21 protein-coding genes and 1 pseudogene are annotated in these 16,999 nt (G+C 59.1%); 13 read left to right on the plus strand and 9 right to left on the minus strand.

The window, feature by feature from the left end; genetic code table 11:
* Position 1 precedes the first annotated feature (1 nt).
* A complete protein-coding gene (locus L901_RS21885) occupies positions 2-448 on the minus strand; it encodes an iron-sulfur cluster assembly scaffold protein (protein WP_020808939.1) in 447 nt (148 codons plus the stop codon).
* Positions 449-730: 282 nt separating this feature from the next.
* Between L901_RS21885 and folE the strand changes: the two genes are divergently transcribed.
* From folE to L901_RS21905, 4 genes are all read left to right on the plus strand, one after another.
* Entirely contained in the window at positions 731-1,357 is a 627-nt protein-coding gene (gene folE, locus L901_RS21890; protein WP_003523394.1) for a GTP cyclohydrolase I FolE, read from the plus strand.
* A gap of 126 nt (positions 1,358-1,483) precedes the next feature.
* Complete coding sequence (gene hisI / locus L901_RS21895; RefSeq protein WP_020811306.1) at positions 1,484-1,936, plus strand: phosphoribosyl-AMP cyclohydrolase; 453 nt, start codon at positions 1,484-1,486, stop codon at positions 1,934-1,936.
* A 94-nt stretch (positions 1,937-2,030) separates the two neighbouring features.
* Positions 2,031-2,972, plus strand: coding sequence for a patatin-like phospholipase family protein (locus tag L901_RS21900; protein ID WP_020811307.1), 942 nt, complete (start codon positions 2,031-2,033; stop codon positions 2,970-2,972).
* 54 nt (positions 2,973-3,026) lie between these two features.
* Positions 3,027-3,356, plus strand: coding sequence for a hypothetical protein (locus L901_RS21905; RefSeq protein WP_059760246.1), 330 nt, complete (start codon positions 3,027-3,029; stop codon positions 3,354-3,356).
* 52 nt (positions 3,357-3,408) lie between these two features.
* Here the strand turns inward: L901_RS21905 and L901_RS21910 are convergent, their stop codons facing one another.
* Together L901_RS21910 and L901_RS21915 are read right to left on the minus strand one after the other, a co-directional pair.
* Positions 3,409-3,843, minus strand: a complete 435-nt coding sequence (locus tag L901_RS21910; protein ID WP_003523399.1) for a CBS domain-containing protein — start codon at positions 3,841-3,843, stop codon at positions 3,409-3,411.
* A 154-nt stretch (positions 3,844-3,997) separates the two neighbouring features.
* Entirely contained in the window at positions 3,998-4,735 is a 738-nt protein-coding gene (locus L901_RS21915; RefSeq protein ID WP_059760248.1) for a rhomboid family intramembrane serine protease, read from the minus strand.
* Between the two features lie 354 nt (positions 4,736-5,089).
* On the opposite strand from L901_RS21915, the gene L901_RS21920 reads away from it, so the two are divergent.
* Positions 5,090-5,647, plus strand: coding sequence for a PAS domain-containing protein (locus tag L901_RS21920; protein ID WP_059760250.1), 558 nt, complete (start codon positions 5,090-5,092; stop codon positions 5,645-5,647).
* A gap of 183 nt (positions 5,648-5,830) precedes the next feature.
* Complete coding sequence (locus tag L901_RS21925) at positions 5,831-6,448, plus strand: PilZ domain-containing protein (protein ID WP_003508056.1); 618 nt, start codon at positions 5,831-5,833, stop codon at positions 6,446-6,448.
* 224 nt (positions 6,449-6,672) lie between these two features.
* Here L901_RS21925 and L901_RS21930 read toward each other — a convergent pair whose 3' ends face one another.
* Positions 6,673-6,924, minus strand: coding sequence for a hypothetical protein (locus tag L901_RS21930; RefSeq protein ID WP_059760252.1), 252 nt, complete (start codon positions 6,922-6,924; stop codon positions 6,673-6,675).
* Between the two features lie 239 nt (positions 6,925-7,163).
* Between L901_RS21930 and L901_RS21935 the strand changes: the two genes are divergently transcribed.
* Positions 7,164-7,772, plus strand: a complete 609-nt coding sequence (locus tag L901_RS21935; RefSeq protein WP_035260634.1) for a transglutaminase-like cysteine peptidase — start codon at positions 7,164-7,166, stop codon at positions 7,770-7,772.
* An 82-nt stretch (positions 7,773-7,854) separates the two neighbouring features.
* Here L901_RS21935 and L901_RS21940 read toward each other — a convergent pair whose 3' ends face one another.
* Complete coding sequence (locus L901_RS21940) at positions 7,855-8,289, minus strand: DUF1489 family protein (RefSeq protein ID WP_035260632.1); 435 nt, start codon at positions 8,287-8,289, stop codon at positions 7,855-7,857.
* 65 nt (positions 8,290-8,354) lie between these two features.
* On the minus strand, positions 8,355-9,758 hold the full coding sequence (locus L901_RS21945; protein WP_059760254.1) for an L-serine ammonia-lyase: 1,404 nt from the start codon (positions 9,756-9,758) through the stop codon (positions 8,355-8,357).
* On the opposite strand from L901_RS21945, the gene L901_RS27530 reads away from it, so the two are divergent.
* On the plus strand, positions 9,757-10,023 hold the full coding sequence (locus L901_RS27530; RefSeq protein ID WP_162935857.1) for a hypothetical protein: 267 nt from the start codon (positions 9,757-9,759) through the stop codon (positions 10,021-10,023). The genes L901_RS21945 and L901_RS27530 overlap by 2 nt on opposite strands.
* A gap of 387 nt (positions 10,024-10,410) precedes the next feature.
* Positions 10,411-10,761, plus strand: a complete 351-nt coding sequence (locus L901_RS21950) for a hypothetical protein (RefSeq protein ID WP_059760256.1) — start codon at positions 10,411-10,413, stop codon at positions 10,759-10,761.
* A gap of 318 nt (positions 10,762-11,079) precedes the next feature.
* Here the strand turns inward: L901_RS21950 and L901_RS21955 are convergent, their stop codons facing one another.
* A complete protein-coding gene (locus L901_RS21955) occupies positions 11,080-11,844 on the minus strand; it encodes a phosphodiester glycosidase family protein (protein WP_059760258.1) in 765 nt (254 codons plus the stop codon).
* A 106-nt stretch (positions 11,845-11,950) separates the two neighbouring features.
* Positions 11,951-12,112 (minus strand): entericidin A/B family lipoprotein, encoded by a 162-nt coding sequence (locus L901_RS21960; protein WP_003495552.1) that lies wholly within the window; start codon positions 12,110-12,112, stop codon positions 11,951-11,953.
* 192 nt (positions 12,113-12,304) lie between these two features.
* Between L901_RS21960 and L901_RS21965 the strand changes: the two are divergent.
* Together L901_RS21965 and L901_RS21970 are read left to right on the plus strand one after the other, a co-directional pair.
* Positions 12,305-13,080: pseudogene (locus tag L901_RS21965) on the plus strand (formyl transferase).
* A 90-nt stretch (positions 13,081-13,170) separates the two neighbouring features.
* Positions 13,171-14,091: a methylenetetrahydrofolate reductase gene (locus L901_RS21970; RefSeq protein ID WP_059760260.1), complete on the plus strand. Its 921-nt coding sequence runs from the start codon at positions 13,171-13,173 to the stop codon at positions 14,089-14,091.
* Between the two features lie 156 nt (positions 14,092-14,247).
* Here the strand turns inward: L901_RS21970 and L901_RS21975 are convergent, their stop codons facing one another.
* Complete coding sequence (locus tag L901_RS21975) at positions 14,248-15,186, minus strand: LysR family transcriptional regulator (RefSeq protein ID WP_020810641.1); 939 nt, start codon at positions 15,184-15,186, stop codon at positions 14,248-14,250.
* Between the two features lie 126 nt (positions 15,187-15,312).
* Here L901_RS21975 and L901_RS21980 point away from each other — a divergent pair, with 126 nt between their 5' ends.
* Both L901_RS21980 and L901_RS21985 read left to right on the plus strand, forming a co-directional pair.
* Positions 15,313-15,531 (plus strand): hypothetical protein, encoded by a 219-nt coding sequence (locus L901_RS21980; RefSeq protein WP_059760262.1) that lies wholly within the window; start codon positions 15,313-15,315, stop codon positions 15,529-15,531.
* Positions 15,532-15,802: 271 nt separating this feature from the next.
* Positions 15,803-16,843, plus strand: coding sequence for a GlxA family transcriptional regulator (locus L901_RS21985; RefSeq protein WP_020810639.1), 1,041 nt, complete (start codon positions 15,803-15,805; stop codon positions 16,841-16,843).
* The last annotated feature ends 156 nt before the right edge of the window (positions 16,844-16,999 follow it).

Consider the following 16,999-nt stretch of genomic DNA (forward strand, 5'->3'; position numbering starts at 1 on the left):
CCTAACCCGCGGCGTTGAGAGCCGGCCGCCCTTCGATCTGGTCGAGCGCATCGACCACCGCTTCGAAGGTCAGCATGGTGGAAGCGTGGCGCGCTTTGAAATCGCGGACAGGCTGAAGCACCCGCATATCCTCGAAACGGCCCGTCGGCCCCTTACCGTCCTGTTTCAGCATGGCGAGCATGTCTTCCCGCGCCTGCCGGATTTCGCCGCTGGAAGCCCCGATGATGTGGTGCGCCATGATGGAAGCGGAGGCCTGGCCGAGCGCGCAGGCGCGAACCTCATGCGAAAACGCCGTCACGATGCCGCCTTCGACCTTCAGATAGACCTTGAGCTTAGAGCCGCACAGCCTGGAGTGTTTCTCGGCGCTTGCGTCGGCATCCTCAAGAACGCCGATGAGCGGAATATTCCCGGCAAAGTCCAGAATGCGATTATTGTAGATATCGTCCATCGTCGGTGCCCGGCGCGCTCAAGATTGCCCAAAAACAGGACAGGTCAAATTTTTCAAACACAGCGTTTGTCGCAGTGAAGCTTTCCTGCCCTTCATTCTCATTATATGCTAACGAGCTTTCTGGACATCAAGCCGTGATGAAATTAACGGCTCCGATACCGAAATAACAGCATCGGTCTTGCCAAAATGCTGTAAAACAACCAGATAGCAGCAACTGCGAACAAGAGTTCGCGATGAAAAACGAATTCAGGTGCGGCCTTTACCCGCATCGGGAGAGACGGAATGGATGCGATCGTGAAGAATTTCCCCGGCGCTGGCGCAAAACCCGACGTGGCAGAAGCTCGCCCAAGCCAGGCCGAAGCGGAAGAAGCAGTGCGCGTTCTTCTGCGCTGGGCAGGAGAAAATCCCGCCCGCGAAGGACTTCTGGATACGCCGAAGCGCGTCGCCAAGGCCTATCGCGAGCTTTTTGCCGGTTATGAGCTGAACGTTCAGGACGTGCTCGGCACGACCTTCGAGGAAGTCGGCGGTTATGACGATGTGGTGCTGGTGCGCGACATCCCCTTCTTCTCCCATTGCGAACACCATATGGTGCCGATCGTCGGCAAGGCGCATGTCGCCTATCTTCCGGCGGGCCGCGTGCTCGGCCTGTCGAAGATCGCCCGCGTCGTCGAAATCTTCGGCCGCCGCCTGCAGACGCAGGAAAACATGACCGCGCAGATCGCGAGATCCATCGAGGAAACCCTGAAACCGCGCGGCGTGGCCGTCATGATCGACGCCGAACATATGTGCATGTCCATGCGCGGCGTAAACAAGCAGGGGTCGACGACGCTGACCACCAGCTTTACCGGTGTGTTCAAGAACGATCCGGCCGAACAGGTGCGCTTCATGACCATGGTGCGGAACCGCTAAGCGCCGGACCGAAGGCCGTAACGCGGTTTTCGGAAAATCCGATGCGCAAGAAAATTCAGAGTGGCGGAAGCAGATCCGTTTATCCGCCGCTCCCATCGTTCCGCCAGTTGATTTTCCGGGGTTACCATGTCCATTCCCTTTCCATCCGCCCCTGCGGATAAGGAAGTGCTCGAAAACGCAGGTCTTTTTTCGCCGAAATTCGATGCTCACGGCCTCGTCACCGCCGTTGTCACCGATTCGCGTGACGGCGAGTTGCTGATGGTCGCCCATATGAATGCGGAAGCCCTGTCGCTGACGCTGGAGACCGGCATCGCCCACTATTACAGCCGTTCGCGCGACAAGATCTGGAAGAAGGGCGAAACGTCGGGCAATCTGCAGACGGTGAAGGAATTCCGCACCGATTGCGATCAGGACGCCGTGTGGCTGAAGGTCTCCGTCGCCGGCCATGACGCCACCTGCCACACCGGTCGCCGCTCCTGTTTTTATCGCACGGTCGAACTCTCCGACGGCCAGGCGGTGACGAAGATCACCGACGATACCCGCCATTTCGATCCGGCGACCACCTATTCCGCAACTTGAACGGCCACCTTCCATCGGCCGCACCAATTTGCTACCAATATAGCGGGTTCCGGGGATAGGACGGAGCCTGAAGGAACTGGCAGGGAGTGCGGTCATGTTGGGATGGGGAAATCGTCACAATCAACTTTCGGCTGGCAATCCCGAAGCCTTCGGCAACGAACCGCCGGTCACCCAGATCGTCGATACGCGCAGGATAGCGCTCGCCCTTGGCGGCGGGGCTGCACGCGGCTGGGCCCATATCGGCGTCCTGCGGGCGCTGGATGAGGCCGGGGTGAAGATCGGCATGATCGCCGGCACCTCTATCGGCGCGCTGGTCGGCGGTTGTTATCTCGCCGGCAAGCTCGATGAGCTGGAAGAATTCGCCCGCTCGCTGACGATGCGCCGCATTGCCGGCCTGCTCGATCTCACCATCGGCGGCGGCGGGCTCTTCGGCGGCATGCGGCTGACCAAGCGCATGCAGGAACATCTGGAAGGCCTGCGCGTCGAAAACCTCGACCATCCCTTCATCGCCGTCGCGACGGAACTGCGCACCGGCCACGAGGTCTGGATTCACCAGGGCGATCTCGTCACCGCGCTGCGCTCTTCCTACGCGCTGCCGGGCATTTTCGAACCCGTGCAGTGCAACGGCCGCACCCTGATAGACGGTGCGCTCGTCAACCCCGTGCCGGTTTCGGTCTGCCGGGCCTATGAGCAAGCGCTGGTCGTCGCGGTCAATCTGAATTACGACCTCTTCGGCCGCTCCGCCGTGGTCAAGCACGCCGCCTCGCCATCGCATGGGGGCGTCGCACCGGCGGTGGAAAGCCCGCCGCGTCCCGGCCTGCCGGGCGTCATGGTGCAGGCTTTCAACATCATTCAGGACAGGATTTCACGCTCGCGCCTGGCGGGCGACCCGCCCGACCTCATGCTTCACCCCCGCATCAACGATATCGGCCTCTCGGAATTCCATCGCGCCAGCGAAGCCATCGACCGGGGATATGAGGAAACGCGCTCCCGCATTCCGGAGCTCGAGCGCATGCAGCAGGCTTTCCGGCGCTAGCGCCCTGCTTTAAGCACGAAACGAATAGATGAAACGCCCAGCCGTGGTGAGACCATGTATTGGTATATCTCAGTCCTGCCCCCGACCGACGAAAACACACTGTGCGACACGAATCGATTGGTCGGGTTTCTGGAAGAACAACCTGAACTCAAACGGACTAACGATGTCAGCTTTGCGTCGGCGGAGGGTCAGCCCTGGATCGACATCACCATTGTGAAAGGAACGGCCGATGGCAACTGGTCAAGCAGCGGCAAATTCATTTCACAGTTCAATCGGGTTGAAATTGTCTGCGCCGATTGTCCTCAGCGAGACTTCTACGTGGACATATCCACGAAAATAGCCGACTTTCTTCAATGGCGATACGTGACGGAAGGCGATATATGAGTCCCGGCCCGAGACTGAAGCTTTTCCAGCTGTCTTACGCCGGGACGCAAGATCATCCGGCAATATAGGCCTTGATGTGCTCCGCTTCGGCTTCGATCTCGCCAATCCGCGCCTTCACCACGTCACCGATGGAGATGATGCCGGCAAGGCGGCCGTTCTCTTCAACCGGCACATGCCTGAAGCGTCCGCCCGTCATGATTTCCATCAGCTCATCGGTGGTGGAATTGTGATGACAGCGGATGACATTCTTGGTCATGGCCACCGACACGGATTGCTGGAGGGAAGCGGCACCCTGGCCCGCCACGGCCTTTACCAGATCGCGCTCCGTGAAGATGCCGAGAACGACGCCATCGGCGTCGGTCACGACGACGGAACCGATCTTATGCGCGTGCAGCGTTCCCGCCGCCTCGCCGATGCTGACCTCCGGACCGACAGTCACGACGTCCCGGCCCTTGCGGTCGAGAAGATCCTTTACGAATGTTGGCATGCCTTCCTCCTCTTTTCAGCGATACGCAGCGCCGCAGTCTCCCCCGGCGGTTGCAAATCATGGGATATGGTGCGCTGAGGTCCGCATGAATGCAATCCCGGATGGGACGCGCGAAAGCAAATTTGCGCCACGGCCGACAAGGAGCGTGATCGGCTCAGGCCAGTCGTCGATCGAAAAGCCCGAAGAACAGGAAGCCGAGCAGAAAGCCGAAGACATGGGCATCCCAGGCGATTTCACCACCGACATTGCCGAACAGCGGCACGCCGACCGCAATCAGCACATTGCCGAACAGCCACATCAGCGTGAAGATCAGCACGGTGCGGTTGGAAAGCGCCCCAAGAATGCTCTGCCGCGGCATCAGATGGCCGAAGGAGGCGCTATATCCGCCACGTGCCGGGAAAGCGAAGCGGCAGGCCGCCCCCATCAGCGCCGAAACGACACCGGACGCCCCGATCAGCACCGTCACATCGCCCCAGTTCAGCGCCGCATGACCGAAGGCGGAAACGGCGGCGGAAATGCACCATAACAGCACGAAGCGCACTGTTCCGATCCGGCGCAGAACCGGCGCGCCGAAGGCCATCAGCCACAATCCGTTAAAGAGAATGTGCTCGATGCCGCCATGCAGGAAAGAATAGGTCACCGGCGTCCAGAGCCATTCCAGCCCCTGCTGGGAAAACGGCACCGCATAACGCAGCGGAATGAAGCCGAAGGTGAAGATGAACCAGCCATTGCCTTCCTCCGACAGAAGATAGGCGGGAACCACATAAGCGACGATCAGCGCGGCCAGGATGCCGACCAGCAGCGATGGCAGGTTGAAGACGGGATTGTTCGTGTCGTCTTTCGGCTCCGGCGTTTCCGAAACCGGCGGCTGTTCGCCGTCCCCGTAGGACATGATCCCATCCCTGTCTTGGTCGAATTTTGCGTTCCCCGAGCAATATAGGAAGCCCGAACGAAAAAAAAGCCGTCCCGCCCTTGAAGCGCTCGACGCCCAAACCGCTATCGGCAAGGACGCCGGGCCGCGGGCGGTCCGGCTTGCGGGCCCGCCTTAAAATAACAGGCGACGCCATCGAATTGTGCTGACGGAGCTTTCCCCGACATGGCCGCTCCGATGCCACGACTATCGCCATCGGGCAATATCAACCCTTTGTTAACCTTAACAAATCCAACTGGCACGAAAATCGCTACACCTCCAGATACAGACGTTCGGATGGACATGATGTCCCAAAAACGAACATGGAGAGATGCTATGAAGAGCATGGCCGGACTGGACATATATGCCTATTGGGATGAACTGCGCGGCAAACGATCGGCCCCGCGACGCGAGGACATCGATCCCGCAAAGCTGAAACATCACCTTGGCGATCTTTTTATCCTCACGGACAAGGGAGAGAACACCCCGTTCTTCCGCCTTGCCGGTACTCGTCTTTGCGATCTGTTCGGCCGGGAATTGCGGGATCGCCCATTTTCGGAATTGTGGCAGCCGGCAAATGCCGTCTTCCCCTGCCGTGTCGCGCGCGGCATCCTGCACCACCAGTTGCCCGTGGTCTTCGATGTCGAGGCGGAGGACAGCTATGGCGCGGCACCGCTGGCATTCGAAATGCTGCTCCTGCCGCTGCGCACCGATCCCGACGCCGCCCCAAGGCTGCTCGGAGCGCTGCTTGCGGAGCGGCCGCGACACGAATTCGCCGCGCCCATCCAGTGCCTGTCCATGCAAAGCAGCCGCCTGCTGCGCCTGGACATCGCACCGGCAGGGTATCCGCTGAACAAGGGGGCCGAGGATACACCGCGCGCCGAAAGCTGCTGACGGACCTGTTCCAACGCTCCCCGCCCCTCCGGGAGAGGTCCGGCAGCACCGGAATCTCAAAAAAATACGTCAGAACTGTAACGATATTGCCGATCAGAAAAATTGTAGAGATTAAACAATACAGTCTGTTAACTCGCGCAGGGTAGAAACTTACCGTCATCATTCATTACAATTGCGCTGCCCATGTTTTCGTCCCGCTCGGTCAACACCGCCCAAATCCTGCGTCCGGTTGAGGAAGCTCATCTCGACGACGCCGTCCGTGTGTCCTTCACCGGCCGCCTGATGTTGCCCGATCATGAAGAATATGATTGCACCGCGACCGAGATGACCGCCGAAAGGGCGCAGTTCACCTGCTCGGGCATTGCCCGCCACGGTGACCGCGTCATCGCCTATCTCCAGCATATCGGCCGGATCGAAGGCACGGTGACATCGCTCACCGCATCGGGCTTCCTCATCGCCATCAACGCGCCGGAGCGCAAGCGGGAAAAACTCGCCGCGCAGCTCGCCTGGATCGCCAAGCGTCAATTGCTCGGCCTGCCGGAAGACCGCCGCCACGACCGCCTGACGCCGCGCAATGCGAGAGCACAGCTCGTTCTGGAAGACGGTGTGCTCGTCGCCTGCCGGCTGATCGACCTTTCCCTGTCGGGTGCGGCAATCGAGATCGAAAACCGGCCGCCGCTCGGAAGCCGGGTCCAGCTCGGCAAGAACATGAGCGGCAAGATCGTGCGCCACTTCATGGAAGGCGTCGCCGTCGAATTCGACCGCGTCCAGTCGCCCGACGCACTGATCGAATTTCTCTAACTAGTTCCGCCCGGACACGGCAGGTTTTACGCCCGTAAGAATGCGTGCGGCATTTTCGGCGCGTTTTGCGCTCGCCCCAATCGCATAATTGCGAAGATTCCCGGACGGCGCCTTGGCAGTCAATGCTCCGTCTTCGGCCATATCGGGTTCATCAGCCGCTCCTGGCGTCAGAGGTGCTTATTCTCACTTCTCGCTACCGAACTTCAATTTTCATGCCCTGACGCCTACGGCACGCAGCAGACCGACCCGGATCCACCATAGTCAGTAAAAAGGATGAGCGCGGCGGAACCTGTTGCGCCCTTGGCCAGATCATCAACGGCACGAAAATCGCTCCGCAAAACTTTTTCCCAGAAAAAATGCAGTTTTTTTGAAGTTTTTTTGTCGCTTTTTCCGGCCTGTCCCAGCCTGAAACAGCCATCCCAAAACGGGAAATCCACCTCTTCGCCACGCACCACAAGCCGGCCGCGCGCGACCACGGAAATCGCAGGACGCGGAAAACCGCTGTCAATACAGCGATCTAGATGGCTACCGAAAGCCTAAAGCCAGGATGCGTAAAATTGTAATAAAATTTGCTTCAAACACGCATAAAAACTAGTTCGAATACAGTTCAAAACAACGGCTAATTTGCTGAAATTTAAGCTCAAATTGCTCTTCGCAAATTTCCGCCGGGTCAAAATATACCTGCGAATGTCTCCTCACCACGGGGAGACAAGCAATGAACAAGAACAACCGTTTCGTTTTCACTCTGATCGCATTCATCGTCAGCGCCTTCGCGCATCAGGCAAGCGCCTCGCCGGCCGCCGTCATGCGCGTCATCGGCAAGGCCAATCCGCCGATCGGCCACTATGAATTCTGCCAGACCTATCAGAGCGAATGCCAGCCGACCTCGCTGGACAACGGCCCGATGAAGCTGACCGAAGAGCGCTGGAAGACGATGCTCGACGTCAACTACACCGTCAACACCACCATCACGCCGATGACCGACATGGAAATCTATGGCGTCGAAGAACGCTGGGCCTATCCCACCACGGTCGGCGATTGCGAAGACTTCGTGCTCCTGAAGCGCAAGATGCTGATGAACAAAGGCTTCTCCGCCTCCAACCTGTTGATCACCGTGGTTCTGCAGCCGAATGGCGAAGGCCACGCCGTTCTGACCGTCCGCACCGATCGTGGCGATTTCGTTCTCGACAACATGCGCAACAAGGTCATGAACTGGTCTGAAACCGAATATACCTACCTGAAGCGCCAGGACACCGCCAATCCCGGCCGCTGGGTCAAAATTCAGGATGGCCGCGCCACCAATGCGGTCGGCGGCATCAACTGACCGCACGACCGACCCGTCTCCCCAAATGAAAAAGCCGGCTCCACAAGGATGCCGGCTTTTTCATTTTCAAATCCGTTAAGCGTCAGAGCAGCCCAAGCTCCGCCAGTTCCCGCCTGAGATCGGAAGGCATGTCCTCGCCGCCCGTGCCGCCGCCGAGATCGCGGGGCGCCTCGTCGTCCTTCAGGTAACGCCAGCCCTGAAACGGGCGCTTCGGCGCAGGTGAGGTTTCGATAACCTCCGGGCCGAGAATGAGATCGCAGCGGGAAATGCCGTCTTCGCCCTTGAAGGAGCGGATATCGAGAAGTTTCTGCCGCGCCTGCACCTGCCCCTTGATGACCCAGTAGAGCGAACCGCCCTCGAGCAATTCCTCGACACGTTTCGGGATCATCCGGGTGGTGTGGACGCTGTGCGGCTCAAGGCCTGCGGCAATTGCGGTCAGAGCACGATGCGCGACCCAGTCTCTCAAGTCCTGGATTGAATCCGCGCCGACGCAAAGTTTGATGAGATGTAGAGGCATGGTTCTATCAATGCCTTTTTGCGGCGGGCGTCAAGCATGGCAACCATGCCTGACGCCCTGCCCGCTCAGCACTCCACAACGTTCACGGCAAGGCCGCCCGTGGAAGTTTCCTTGTATTTCTCGCTCATGTCGTTGCCGGTCTGGCGCATGGTCTCGATACAGGCATCGAGCGGCACGAAATGCTGGCCGTCGCCCTTCAGCGCCAGCGAGGCCGCCGTCACCGCTTTCACCGCGCCCATGGCATTACGTTCGATGCACGGCACCTGCACAAGCCCGGCAATCGGATCGCAGGTCATGCCGAGATGATGCTCGAGCGCGATCTCGGCGGCATTTTCCACCTGTTCCGGCGATCCGCCCATGACCGCGGCAAGGCCCGCCGCCGCCATGGCGGAAGCCGAGCCCACTTCGCCCTGACAGCCCACTTCCGCGCCTGAAATCGAGGCATTGTGCTTGATGATGCCGCCGATGGCGGCCGCCGTCAGCAAAAAGTCGCGCACGTCATCGACGCTCGCATCCTCATGGAAATGCCGGAAATATCTGACGGTCGCCGGAACGACGCCTGCCGCACCGTTGGTCGGCGCGGTCACCACGCGGCCGCCGGCGGCATTTTCCTCGTTCACCGCCATGGCGTAAACGCTCAGCCAGTCATTGGCCATGACCGGGTTCAGCCGGTTGCTGCGCCATTCCGCATTCAGCTTCTCGTAAATCGAACGGGCGCGGCGGCGCACCTTCAGGCCGCCCGGCATGATGCCGTCCACTTTCAGCCCGCGCTCGATGCAGCCGTTCATCGCCTCCCAGATCTGGTCGAGACGCTCGTTCAGCTCCTCGCGGGAAACCACCGTCTCCTCGTTGGCGCGCTTCATCTGGGCGATGGTGCGGCCGGAACGGGCCGCCATATCCAGCATTTCCCGCGCGGTGGCGAAGGGATAGGGCACGCGCGGACCGTTATCGATGGTCTTGCCGCGCTGCTTGATCGCCTCCAGCTCCGTATCGGTTACGACGAAACCGCCGCCGACGGAATAATAGATGCGCTTGATGAGCAGCCTGCCCTGATTGTCGAAGGCGGAAAAGGTCATGCCGTTGGCGTGGCCGGGCAGCGGGTTCTTCTTGTCGAAGACCAGATCTTCGGCCGGGCGGAACACATAGGACGGATGGCCGGGTGGCGTCACGGCGCCGGCCTTTTCCACCGTCTCGATAATGGCGTCCATCGCATCGGGATCGACAATATCCGGCCGCTCGCCGGTGAGGCCGAGAATGACGGCACGCCCGGTACCGTGGCCGATGCCGGTAAAGGCGAGCGAGCCATGCAGGCTGACCTTCAGCTGCGCAACGGCCGCGCCTGCCGGCCGCGGCCACTCATCGCTGAGGATCAGCGCCAGAAAGCGGTTGGCTGCCGTCATCGGCCCCATCGTATGGGAGCTCGAAGGACCGATACCGATCTTGAAGACGTCAAAGACCGAAAGAAACATGAAGTTCGCCTTGAATAAGAATGGATTCCACCACCATCATATCCAAAGCCGAAACGGATCGCCACAAAAGAGCGTCAGCGGTTTGCGCAGCTGCGACATAATTGCCTTCAAACGAAAACAGCACGGTTTCCAAAGGAAAACCGCGCCGTTTCAAAACCCGTCATTCAGGAGAGATGCTTATGGGCTGCCAAAAATGTACGTCAATGCGAGAAAAGCGGCAAAGCCTGCAAGTGCGCGCAAGGTGACGCCCCAGCAGGATTTCTGAGCGGTTTCTTCCATGATTACTCCAGCTATTCACTCTCCGGGGGATCTTCAAGACCCGGCCCGTTGAGGCAAGCATTTATTAAAATCCGGCGGCGAAGGCAAATGCAAAAAGCGGCTAAATGAAGGCGTTTTTGACAGGCTGCCATTCGCCACGTGCATAGGTATGTGAAAAAACAAGGTGTTAGCGTGAGGCCCGCATAAGCGCCATTTTGGCGATCGCCGCAATTTGGACTAAAGTGTAACCGTTATTTAAAGCTTATGCACAAACACCTGTTGAAAACCTTGGCCGCCGACACGGCAAAGTCGAATTTATTCCACAGTCGCCGCGCCTTGAAAGCACAACACCTCTGCTTTATCGACGACGGATAACGACAACGGGACTCATTTCATGCAGCAGGCATCCTCTTTTCCCGATCGCGAAACGGTCGCTTCGAAACTGACTTCGCTTGCAAGCGAGGACAAGGCATGGGTGTCGTTGCTGATGGAAAACGCCTTGCAGGATGAAAACCTGCTGGCCAGCCTCAATCTATATCTCGACCGGCATGCCAGTGCCCGCTTCCTCAACAGCCTGAAACTGGAAGCCGCTGGTGAATGGCTCGGCACCAACGCCCCTGCCCGCCTGCAGATTCGCCTCGCGGAAACAGCCAAAACCAGCCAGCACCCCGCTTATCTGGCCTTCCGCAAAGGGTTGACGGCATCCGCGGGTCTCGAAAAAGCCTATCCCAAAGCGCCGATCTGATCTTCCGGCTGGAGCATGGGAGCGGGATTTCGGGCGAAAACCTGCTCTAGCTGTTAGCTTTCAGAAGGTTGTCCATTGGCAACGGGTCAAGGGTGTGTGGGGCTTTACCCCCCTCTGTCCTGCCGGACATCTCCCCCTCAAGGGGGGAGATCGGCAAGCGGCATTGTCACCGCTTCATTCGCCGACGTTGAGATGGGCGAGACCTTGCCGCAGATCGATCTCCCCCCTTGAGGGGGAGATGTCCGGCAGGACAGAGGGGGGTAAAGCCCCACACACCCTTGACCCGTTGCCAATGGACAACTTCCTGAAAGCGAACACCTAATCCGGCACCCTGTCGACAACGGCGATGATCGGCCCCATCAGGAACAGCGAGTCCCGCCTTTTCATTGCGGGAATATCGACACTGGATATGGTGCCGTCGAGATAGAGCGCATTCGGCGCGTCCAGCACATCCCTGAACAGCGTGGCGAAATCGTAAAAGCGCACTGTATTTTCCGAAATGGCGAAATGCACCATGCCATCGCGGGAAACGCCGACGCCGTTGCGTCGCTTCAGGCTGTCGCTATCGGGCAGAAAGCGCGGATGCAGCTTGCCATCGATGACGAGCATCGGCCCGGATTGCGTGGCGAAGTCCGGCTTGGGATCCGCTCCCAGATAGGCCTGCGTTTCCAGCACGCCGGCCGCGGCCCCCTTCAGATAAAACACGCCATTTGGCAGAAGATGAAAATTGCCCCAGCCGCCGCCGGTGCTGATCGGCGAGCGTTCGATGCCATTTTCGATAAAGAGCCCGACGGGGGAATAGTCCGAATGATACATGCCGCCATTCATGGCAAAGACGCTGAACATGTGCTGCCGCCACAGCGCAGACGAGAGAGCGGCGAATGAACCATATCCCTCGCCGGAGACATGATCGCGGTCGTAAATCCGGATGGTGCTTTTTGCCGGGTCGAAACTGCAGACGGTATAACGACCGCCCGCATGGTCCATGACCCTGCAGAAATCCGCCTGCCCGCCGGCCTCAGCCGAAAATGGCAACAGCAAAGGCAACAGCAGCTTCGCCAGTCTTTTCATCGATCCGTTCATGCCCGCCCCGTGATTCTCGTCGGGGCACATTCGCAGGAAAATTCGGTCAAAGAAAAGGCGTCACCCGTGTTTCAGGATGACGCCGGACCTTTAAGGGGAGATGTCGTCAGCGACGTGCGGCGCGGTCCACATTGCGGCCGGCATCCTGCGTCGCGTCGACGGCGTTCGCCGTGTCACGACCCATGCCGCGAATGGTGTTACCGCAGGAGCTCAGGGTGACAACGGTCAACAAAGCCACGAAAACGGTCGAAAGAATGCGTGTGATCATGTGAAACTACTCCCCTATGACTTGCCGTCCAAAGGCAAGTACCGATGTGATATGCGTCACAATAACGTGAGTCCCAAAAATCCGTTCCAGCGGCATTTCAAAAAATCCTGTCGATGAAAATTAACATGGTTTTGAAGTTCACGCGTGAAACTCGGCGTCTGGATCATGGCTTAGGAAAATCCCGTGGGTGATATGACTGACATCAACAATCGGCTTCTGGTGATGACGGCGGGCGGGGTGAACCCCAATGTCATGATCATGCGCTGGCGGCCCGATTTCCCGACATCCATGTTTTCATGGAGCAGCCGGAAAGCAAATCGGTCATTCTCAGGCGACGTGCACGACGGCTCGGCTGGATAGTCGCTGCGGGCCAGATGGCGACGATGATCGCCTCGCGGCTCGGCAAACGCTTCACCGTTAGCAGAAGCGATGCGATCATCGCCGAACACGGCCTTTCTCCCGATCTTCACCACAGCCTTTCCGTCACCCAATTCGCCTCGCTCAACGATGAGGAATGTCGCAAGGCCGCCAATCTGCTGAAACCGGCGGCGATCTTCACCATTTCCTGCCGCCTGCTGACGCCGACCACGCTTCAGGCCCTGCAATGCCCGGTCATCAACTTCCATGCCGGCATCAATCCTGCCTATCGCGGGCAGATGGGCGGTTACTGGGCGCTGGTGGAAAAAGACCGCGGCAATTTCGGCGCGACCGTGCATCTGGTCGACAAGGGCGTGGATACCGGCGCCACGCTCTACGAGAAGCGGCTGAAACCATCCCCTTCCGACACAATTGCCACCTATCCGCTGCTTCTGACCGCCGCTTCGGTGGATATCGCCGTCAGCGCCATCGAGGACGCCCTTTCCGGTAGCCTTGCGCCGCAGCCGCCCTCACCCGGCAAATCGGTACTGCGCTTCCCGCCGACCATCTGGACATGGCTTTGGAACGGCCTGACGAAGCGGATCTGGTGAAGCCGCGCGTCAGGGTTTAGGGCCGAGCTTCGTCGCAGATGCAAGCCTGTCTTGCCGCAACAGGCACAGACTTCGCCGCAAAATAGGTGCATGATAATAAAAAGGATCACGCACAAATTGCCCGATATTTCCGCCGCTTCCATCATTCCCGCCTCCATCGAAGCCTCGCCCGCGCAGGTGCTTGGTTCGACCGACCTTGCCGATCTCTTTCCGCAGGGTGTGCGCGTCTATCTCACCGACACTGGAGCGGCCTCGCAGGAAAGGCTCGTTGAAGCCGCAGGACATTTGCGCGACCTCGGTTACGAGCCGGTGCCGCATCTTGCAGCACGGCGCATCCCCTCCCGCGCAGCGTTTGAGGAACAGGTAAAACGGCTTGCCGGAGAAGCGGGCGTAACCGATGTTCTGGTTGTCGGCGGCGGCGTCGACCGCCCGGCCGGTCCCTTCGCATCCAGCATGGACATGCTGTCGTCAGGCATTTTCGACCGTTGCGGCATAAGGCAGATCGCCATCGCCGGCCACCCCGAAGGCAGCCCCGATTTCAACGAGGAGACGGCGATGGCCGCACTCAGGCTGAAACGCGATTTTGCCGAAAGAAGCGATGCAGTCATGCGCATCGTCACCCAGTTCGGTTTCGATCCCGCGCGTTTCATCGCCTGGGCGGAAGGACTTGCGGCGTCAGGCATCGAGCTTCCGGTGCATATCGGCGTTTCCGGCCCGGCCAAGATCACGACGCTCTTGAAATATGCCGCGCTTTGCGGCGTCGGCAATTCCATCGCCTATCTCAAGAAAAATGCGCTTTCGCTGACAACGCTTGCCAAGGGCCATTCGCCGGAAAGCATCGTCGGACCCATCGAGCGGCACTGGCAGACCAACCCGCAAGGGCCGATCCGGCAAATTCACGTCTTCCCCTTCGGCGGATTGCAGAATTCGGCCGACTGGCTGGTCAAACGCGGAAGCTGGCAAACCGGCGCAGCGGACCGTTCGGCATCGCCGGATTCGATGGCGGGCTAGAGCATTTCCAGGAAAAGTGGAACCCGGTTTTCCGTCCGGAAATGCGCCAAAACAAAGAGTTAGAGTGTTTTCGCGATTCGAAGAAAAGCGAAAAAACTCTAAAAACCGCCATTCTGGAGGCGCGACGGGCCACGGCCGCCGCGCACCTCCAAGACCTCAGGCCGCCTTGGCGACTTCGACAAAAGCGTTTCTAATGCTTTCAGCCACGGCAAGAACAGGGCGGGACGCCTTGTCACCCATGATCAGGCGGATATCGAAACAGCCGAGTTCCGGCAGGCCTTCCTTGTCGCCCAGAATGACCATGTCGTTCTGCACATAGGATCGCGGCAGCGGCGCGATGGCGAGATCGGCGGCAATCGCCGCGCGCTGCGCCATGGTATGGCCGCTGAGATAGGCGACGCGGAAATTGCGGCCGCGCTTTTCCAGCGAATGGATCGCTTCCGAGCGCCAGATGCAGCCCTCCTCCCAGATGGAGATTGGCAGCGGATCGCGCAGATAGGCGGTGCCGCATTTTGCGCCCGCCCAGACCAGACGCTCGCGCATCAGCACCTCGCCCGTATCCCGAAGGGGATGGGAGGCACAGTTGACGAGGGCGAGATCGAGCCTCTGCTCATCCATGCGCTTATAAAGATTGGAGCTGGAATCGATGGTGACGTCGATCATGATGCCGGGGAAAGCCTCAGCAAAACGCTTGAGAATGCCCGGCAGCAGACCACGCTCGCCAATATCCTCGGGTGCACCGAGCCGGACGACGCCGGAAAGCTCGGGCATGACGAAACGCGACACCGCCTCGTTGGACAGCGCGATCATGCGCCGCGCATAGGTCAAAAGCGTCTCCCCATGCGCCGTCAATGTCACCGAGCGGGCATCGCGCAGGAAAAGCGTCGTTTTCAGCTGCTCTTCAAGCTTCTTGATCTGCATGGAAACAGCAGAGGGCGTTCTGAACACCACTTCTGCGGCGGTGGAGAAATTTCCCGTTTCTGCGATGGCGACGAAGGTTCTCAATATGTCGTTATCCAGCAACGGCAGCGGTTGGCGGAAAGTCACGGTCATGGCACGCACCTTCAAATATTTTGATTTATAGATGGATATCATTTCGTTTGATTGAATGTCAACAAGCGCGCACCATCCGGGACATCGATTGACGGGGCGGATTTAGCCTCGTCGGCAAGCGCATACCGAAGTCGCAAACAGGATCGTGGTTCAGGAAAGGATCAAGACATGACCATGATACATTATCTCCCCGTGGCGAACCGTTCCTCGCACCGTCCGTCATCCAGCGGCTGGCTCCATCGCCTGTCCGACCATGTTGCCGCCCGTTACGCCGCATGGCGTCGCGAAAAAATGCTTCGCGCACTGGAAGCATTGCCGCCTGAAACATTGAAGGATATCGGATGGCCGACGACGGACAACAGCCGCATAAACGTCATCCGCAGATGACATTCAACCGGTGGCTCGCAACGTTTCCAGACGTGCGAGCCATCCCTGCCCGTCCTTCGAACGGAAGGACAAGGGCGCAAAATAGCCTGCCTGTTTTACATGCGACACACCGCCTTTTTTAAAGGCTTGTCGCAAAATTTGCATATTTCAAAAGCTATTTTTTGACAGCCCCGATTCCACGGCGTATTTTTCGTTAAAGATGTCGTAAACAGGACATCCAGAAGACCAATTCCAAGGGAGGAATTGCGTATTCGCAACGGAGCACGGGCAAATGAGCAGAAACTCCCAGAAGAAGCGCTCAATCGTCTTTTTTCTCATTCCGCAATTTACCATGCTGCCATTCGCCGCAGCGGTTGAAACGCTTCGCATCGCCAACCGAATGTTGGGCTATCAGGCCTATGAGTGGCGCCTCTCCTCGCTCGATGGCCAGAAGGTCATGTCGTCAAGCGGCATCTGTCTTGAGCCCGATACCTGTCTTGCCGATGAGCGGCGCTACGTCAGCGGCGAAAACCGCCCGGAAATGGCGATCATCTGTTCGGGCATCGATGTGGATCAACACATCAACAAATCCGTCAACGCCTGGCTGCGCGAAGCCTATAATCGCGGCATCGCCATCGGCAGCCTCTGTACCGCCGCCCATATTCTCGCACAGGCGGGCCTTTTGAACGGCAAGCGCTGCGCGATCCACTGGGAAAACCTACCCGGTTTTTCCGAAGCCTTCCCTCAGGTGGAAGTCTATGCCGATCTCTTCGAAGTCGACAGCAACATCTATACCTGCGCCGGCGGCACGGCCTCGCTCGACATGATGCTGAGCCTGATCGGCCAGGATTTCGGCGAAAACCTCGTCAACCGCGTCTGCGAACAGCAATTGACCGACCGGGTGCGCAGCCCCAACGACCGCCAGCGCCTGCCGCTACGCGCCCGCCTCGGCGTGCAGAACAGCAAGGTTCTGTCGATCATCGAATTGATGGAAGGCAATCTTGCCGAACCGTTGTCGCTGCTCGATATCGCCGACGCCGCCGATCTGTCGCGCCGGCAGGTGGAGCGTCTCTTCCGCCAGGAAATGGGCCGCTCGCCCGCCCGCTATTATCTCGAAATCCGCCTCGACCGCGCCCGCCACCTGCTGGTGCAATCGGCCATGCCGGTGGTCGAAGTCGCCGTCGCCTGCGGTTTCGTCTCCGCCTCGCATTTTTCCAAGTGTTATCGCGAAATCTACAATCGCACGCCGCAGCAGGAGCGCGCCGAACGCAAGCTGCTAATCAGTGCCTCACGGATGGCGATGGCGAGCCAGGCAGGCAAGGCCGCACATTGAGAAGGCGGCTTTAATATATTCAGGCGCAGCAGTGCGTATCTAAGGAATGCAAACCTCTCCTTCGTCATGCCGGACTTGATCCGGCATCCAGCCACGGCGCGTCTGCGCCGTGAGAAGAGTCTATTGCGATCAAGTCCTTGATCGCGCTGGCCCCCG

The sequence above is a fragment of the Agrobacterium sp. D14 genome (genome assembly GCF_001526505.1).
GTDB classification, from domain to species: domain Bacteria; phylum Pseudomonadota; class Alphaproteobacteria; order Rhizobiales; family Rhizobiaceae; genus Agrobacterium; species Agrobacterium leguminum.

What these genes read in the sequence shown, in the direction of transcription:
- L901_RS21905 (WP_059760246.1), top strand. Translation starts at nt 3,027, where the DNA reads ATGTATTGGTATATCTCAGTCCTGCCCCCGACCGACGAAAACACACTG.
- L901_RS21970 (WP_059760260.1), top strand. Translation starts at nt 13,171, where the DNA reads ATGATAATAAAAAGGATCACGCACAAATTGCCCGATATTTCCGCCGCT.
- L901_RS21955 (WP_059760258.1), bottom strand. Translation starts at nt 11,844, where the DNA reads ATGAACGGATCGATGAAAAGACTGGCGAAGCTGCTGTTGCCTTTGCTG.
- L901_RS21915 (WP_059760248.1), bottom strand. Translation starts at nt 4,735, where the DNA reads ATGTCCTACGGGGACGGCGAACAGCCGCCGGTTTCGGAAACGCCGGAG.
- L901_RS21935 (WP_035260634.1), top strand. Translation starts at nt 7,164, where the DNA reads ATGAACAAGAACAACCGTTTCGTTTTCACTCTGATCGCATTCATCGTC.
- L901_RS21950 (WP_059760256.1), top strand. Translation starts at nt 10,411, where the DNA reads ATGCAGCAGGCATCCTCTTTTCCCGATCGCGAAACGGTCGCTTCGAAA.
- L901_RS21975 (WP_020810641.1), bottom strand. Translation starts at nt 15,186, where the DNA reads ATGATATCCATCTATAAATCAAAATATTTGAAGGTGCGTGCCATGACC.
- L901_RS21945 (WP_059760254.1), bottom strand. Translation starts at nt 9,758, where the DNA reads ATGTTTCTTTCGGTCTTTGACGTCTTCAAGATCGGTATCGGTCCTTCG.
- L901_RS21940 (WP_035260632.1), bottom strand. Translation starts at nt 8,289, where the DNA reads ATGCCTCTACATCTCATCAAACTTTGCGTCGGCGCGGATTCAATCCAG.
- L901_RS27530 (WP_162935857.1), top strand. Translation starts at nt 9,757, where the DNA reads ATGAAGTTCGCCTTGAATAAGAATGGATTCCACCACCATCATATCCAA.
- L901_RS21885 (WP_020808939.1), bottom strand. Translation starts at nt 448, where the DNA reads ATGGACGATATCTACAATAATCGCATTCTGGACTTTGCCGGGAATATT.
- L901_RS21920 (WP_059760250.1), top strand. Translation starts at nt 5,090, where the DNA reads ATGAAGAGCATGGCCGGACTGGACATATATGCCTATTGGGATGAACTG.
- L901_RS21960 (WP_003495552.1), bottom strand. Translation starts at nt 12,112, where the DNA reads ATGATCACACGCATTCTTTCGACCGTTTTCGTGGCTTTGTTGACCGTT.
- folE (WP_003523394.1), top strand. Translation starts at nt 731, where the DNA reads ATGGATGCGATCGTGAAGAATTTCCCCGGCGCTGGCGCAAAACCCGAC.
- L901_RS21925 (WP_003508056.1), top strand. Translation starts at nt 5,831, where the DNA reads ATGTTTTCGTCCCGCTCGGTCAACACCGCCCAAATCCTGCGTCCGGTT.
- L901_RS21980 (WP_059760262.1), top strand. Translation starts at nt 15,313, where the DNA reads ATGACCATGATACATTATCTCCCCGTGGCGAACCGTTCCTCGCACCGT.
- L901_RS21910 (WP_003523399.1), bottom strand. Translation starts at nt 3,843, where the DNA reads ATGCCAACATTCGTAAAGGATCTTCTCGACCGCAAGGGCCGGGACGTC.
- L901_RS21900 (WP_020811307.1), top strand. Translation starts at nt 2,031, where the DNA reads ATGTTGGGATGGGGAAATCGTCACAATCAACTTTCGGCTGGCAATCCC.
- hisI (WP_020811306.1), top strand. Translation starts at nt 1,484, where the DNA reads ATGTCCATTCCCTTTCCATCCGCCCCTGCGGATAAGGAAGTGCTCGAA.
- L901_RS21985 (WP_020810639.1), top strand. Translation starts at nt 15,803, where the DNA reads ATGAGCAGAAACTCCCAGAAGAAGCGCTCAATCGTCTTTTTTCTCATT.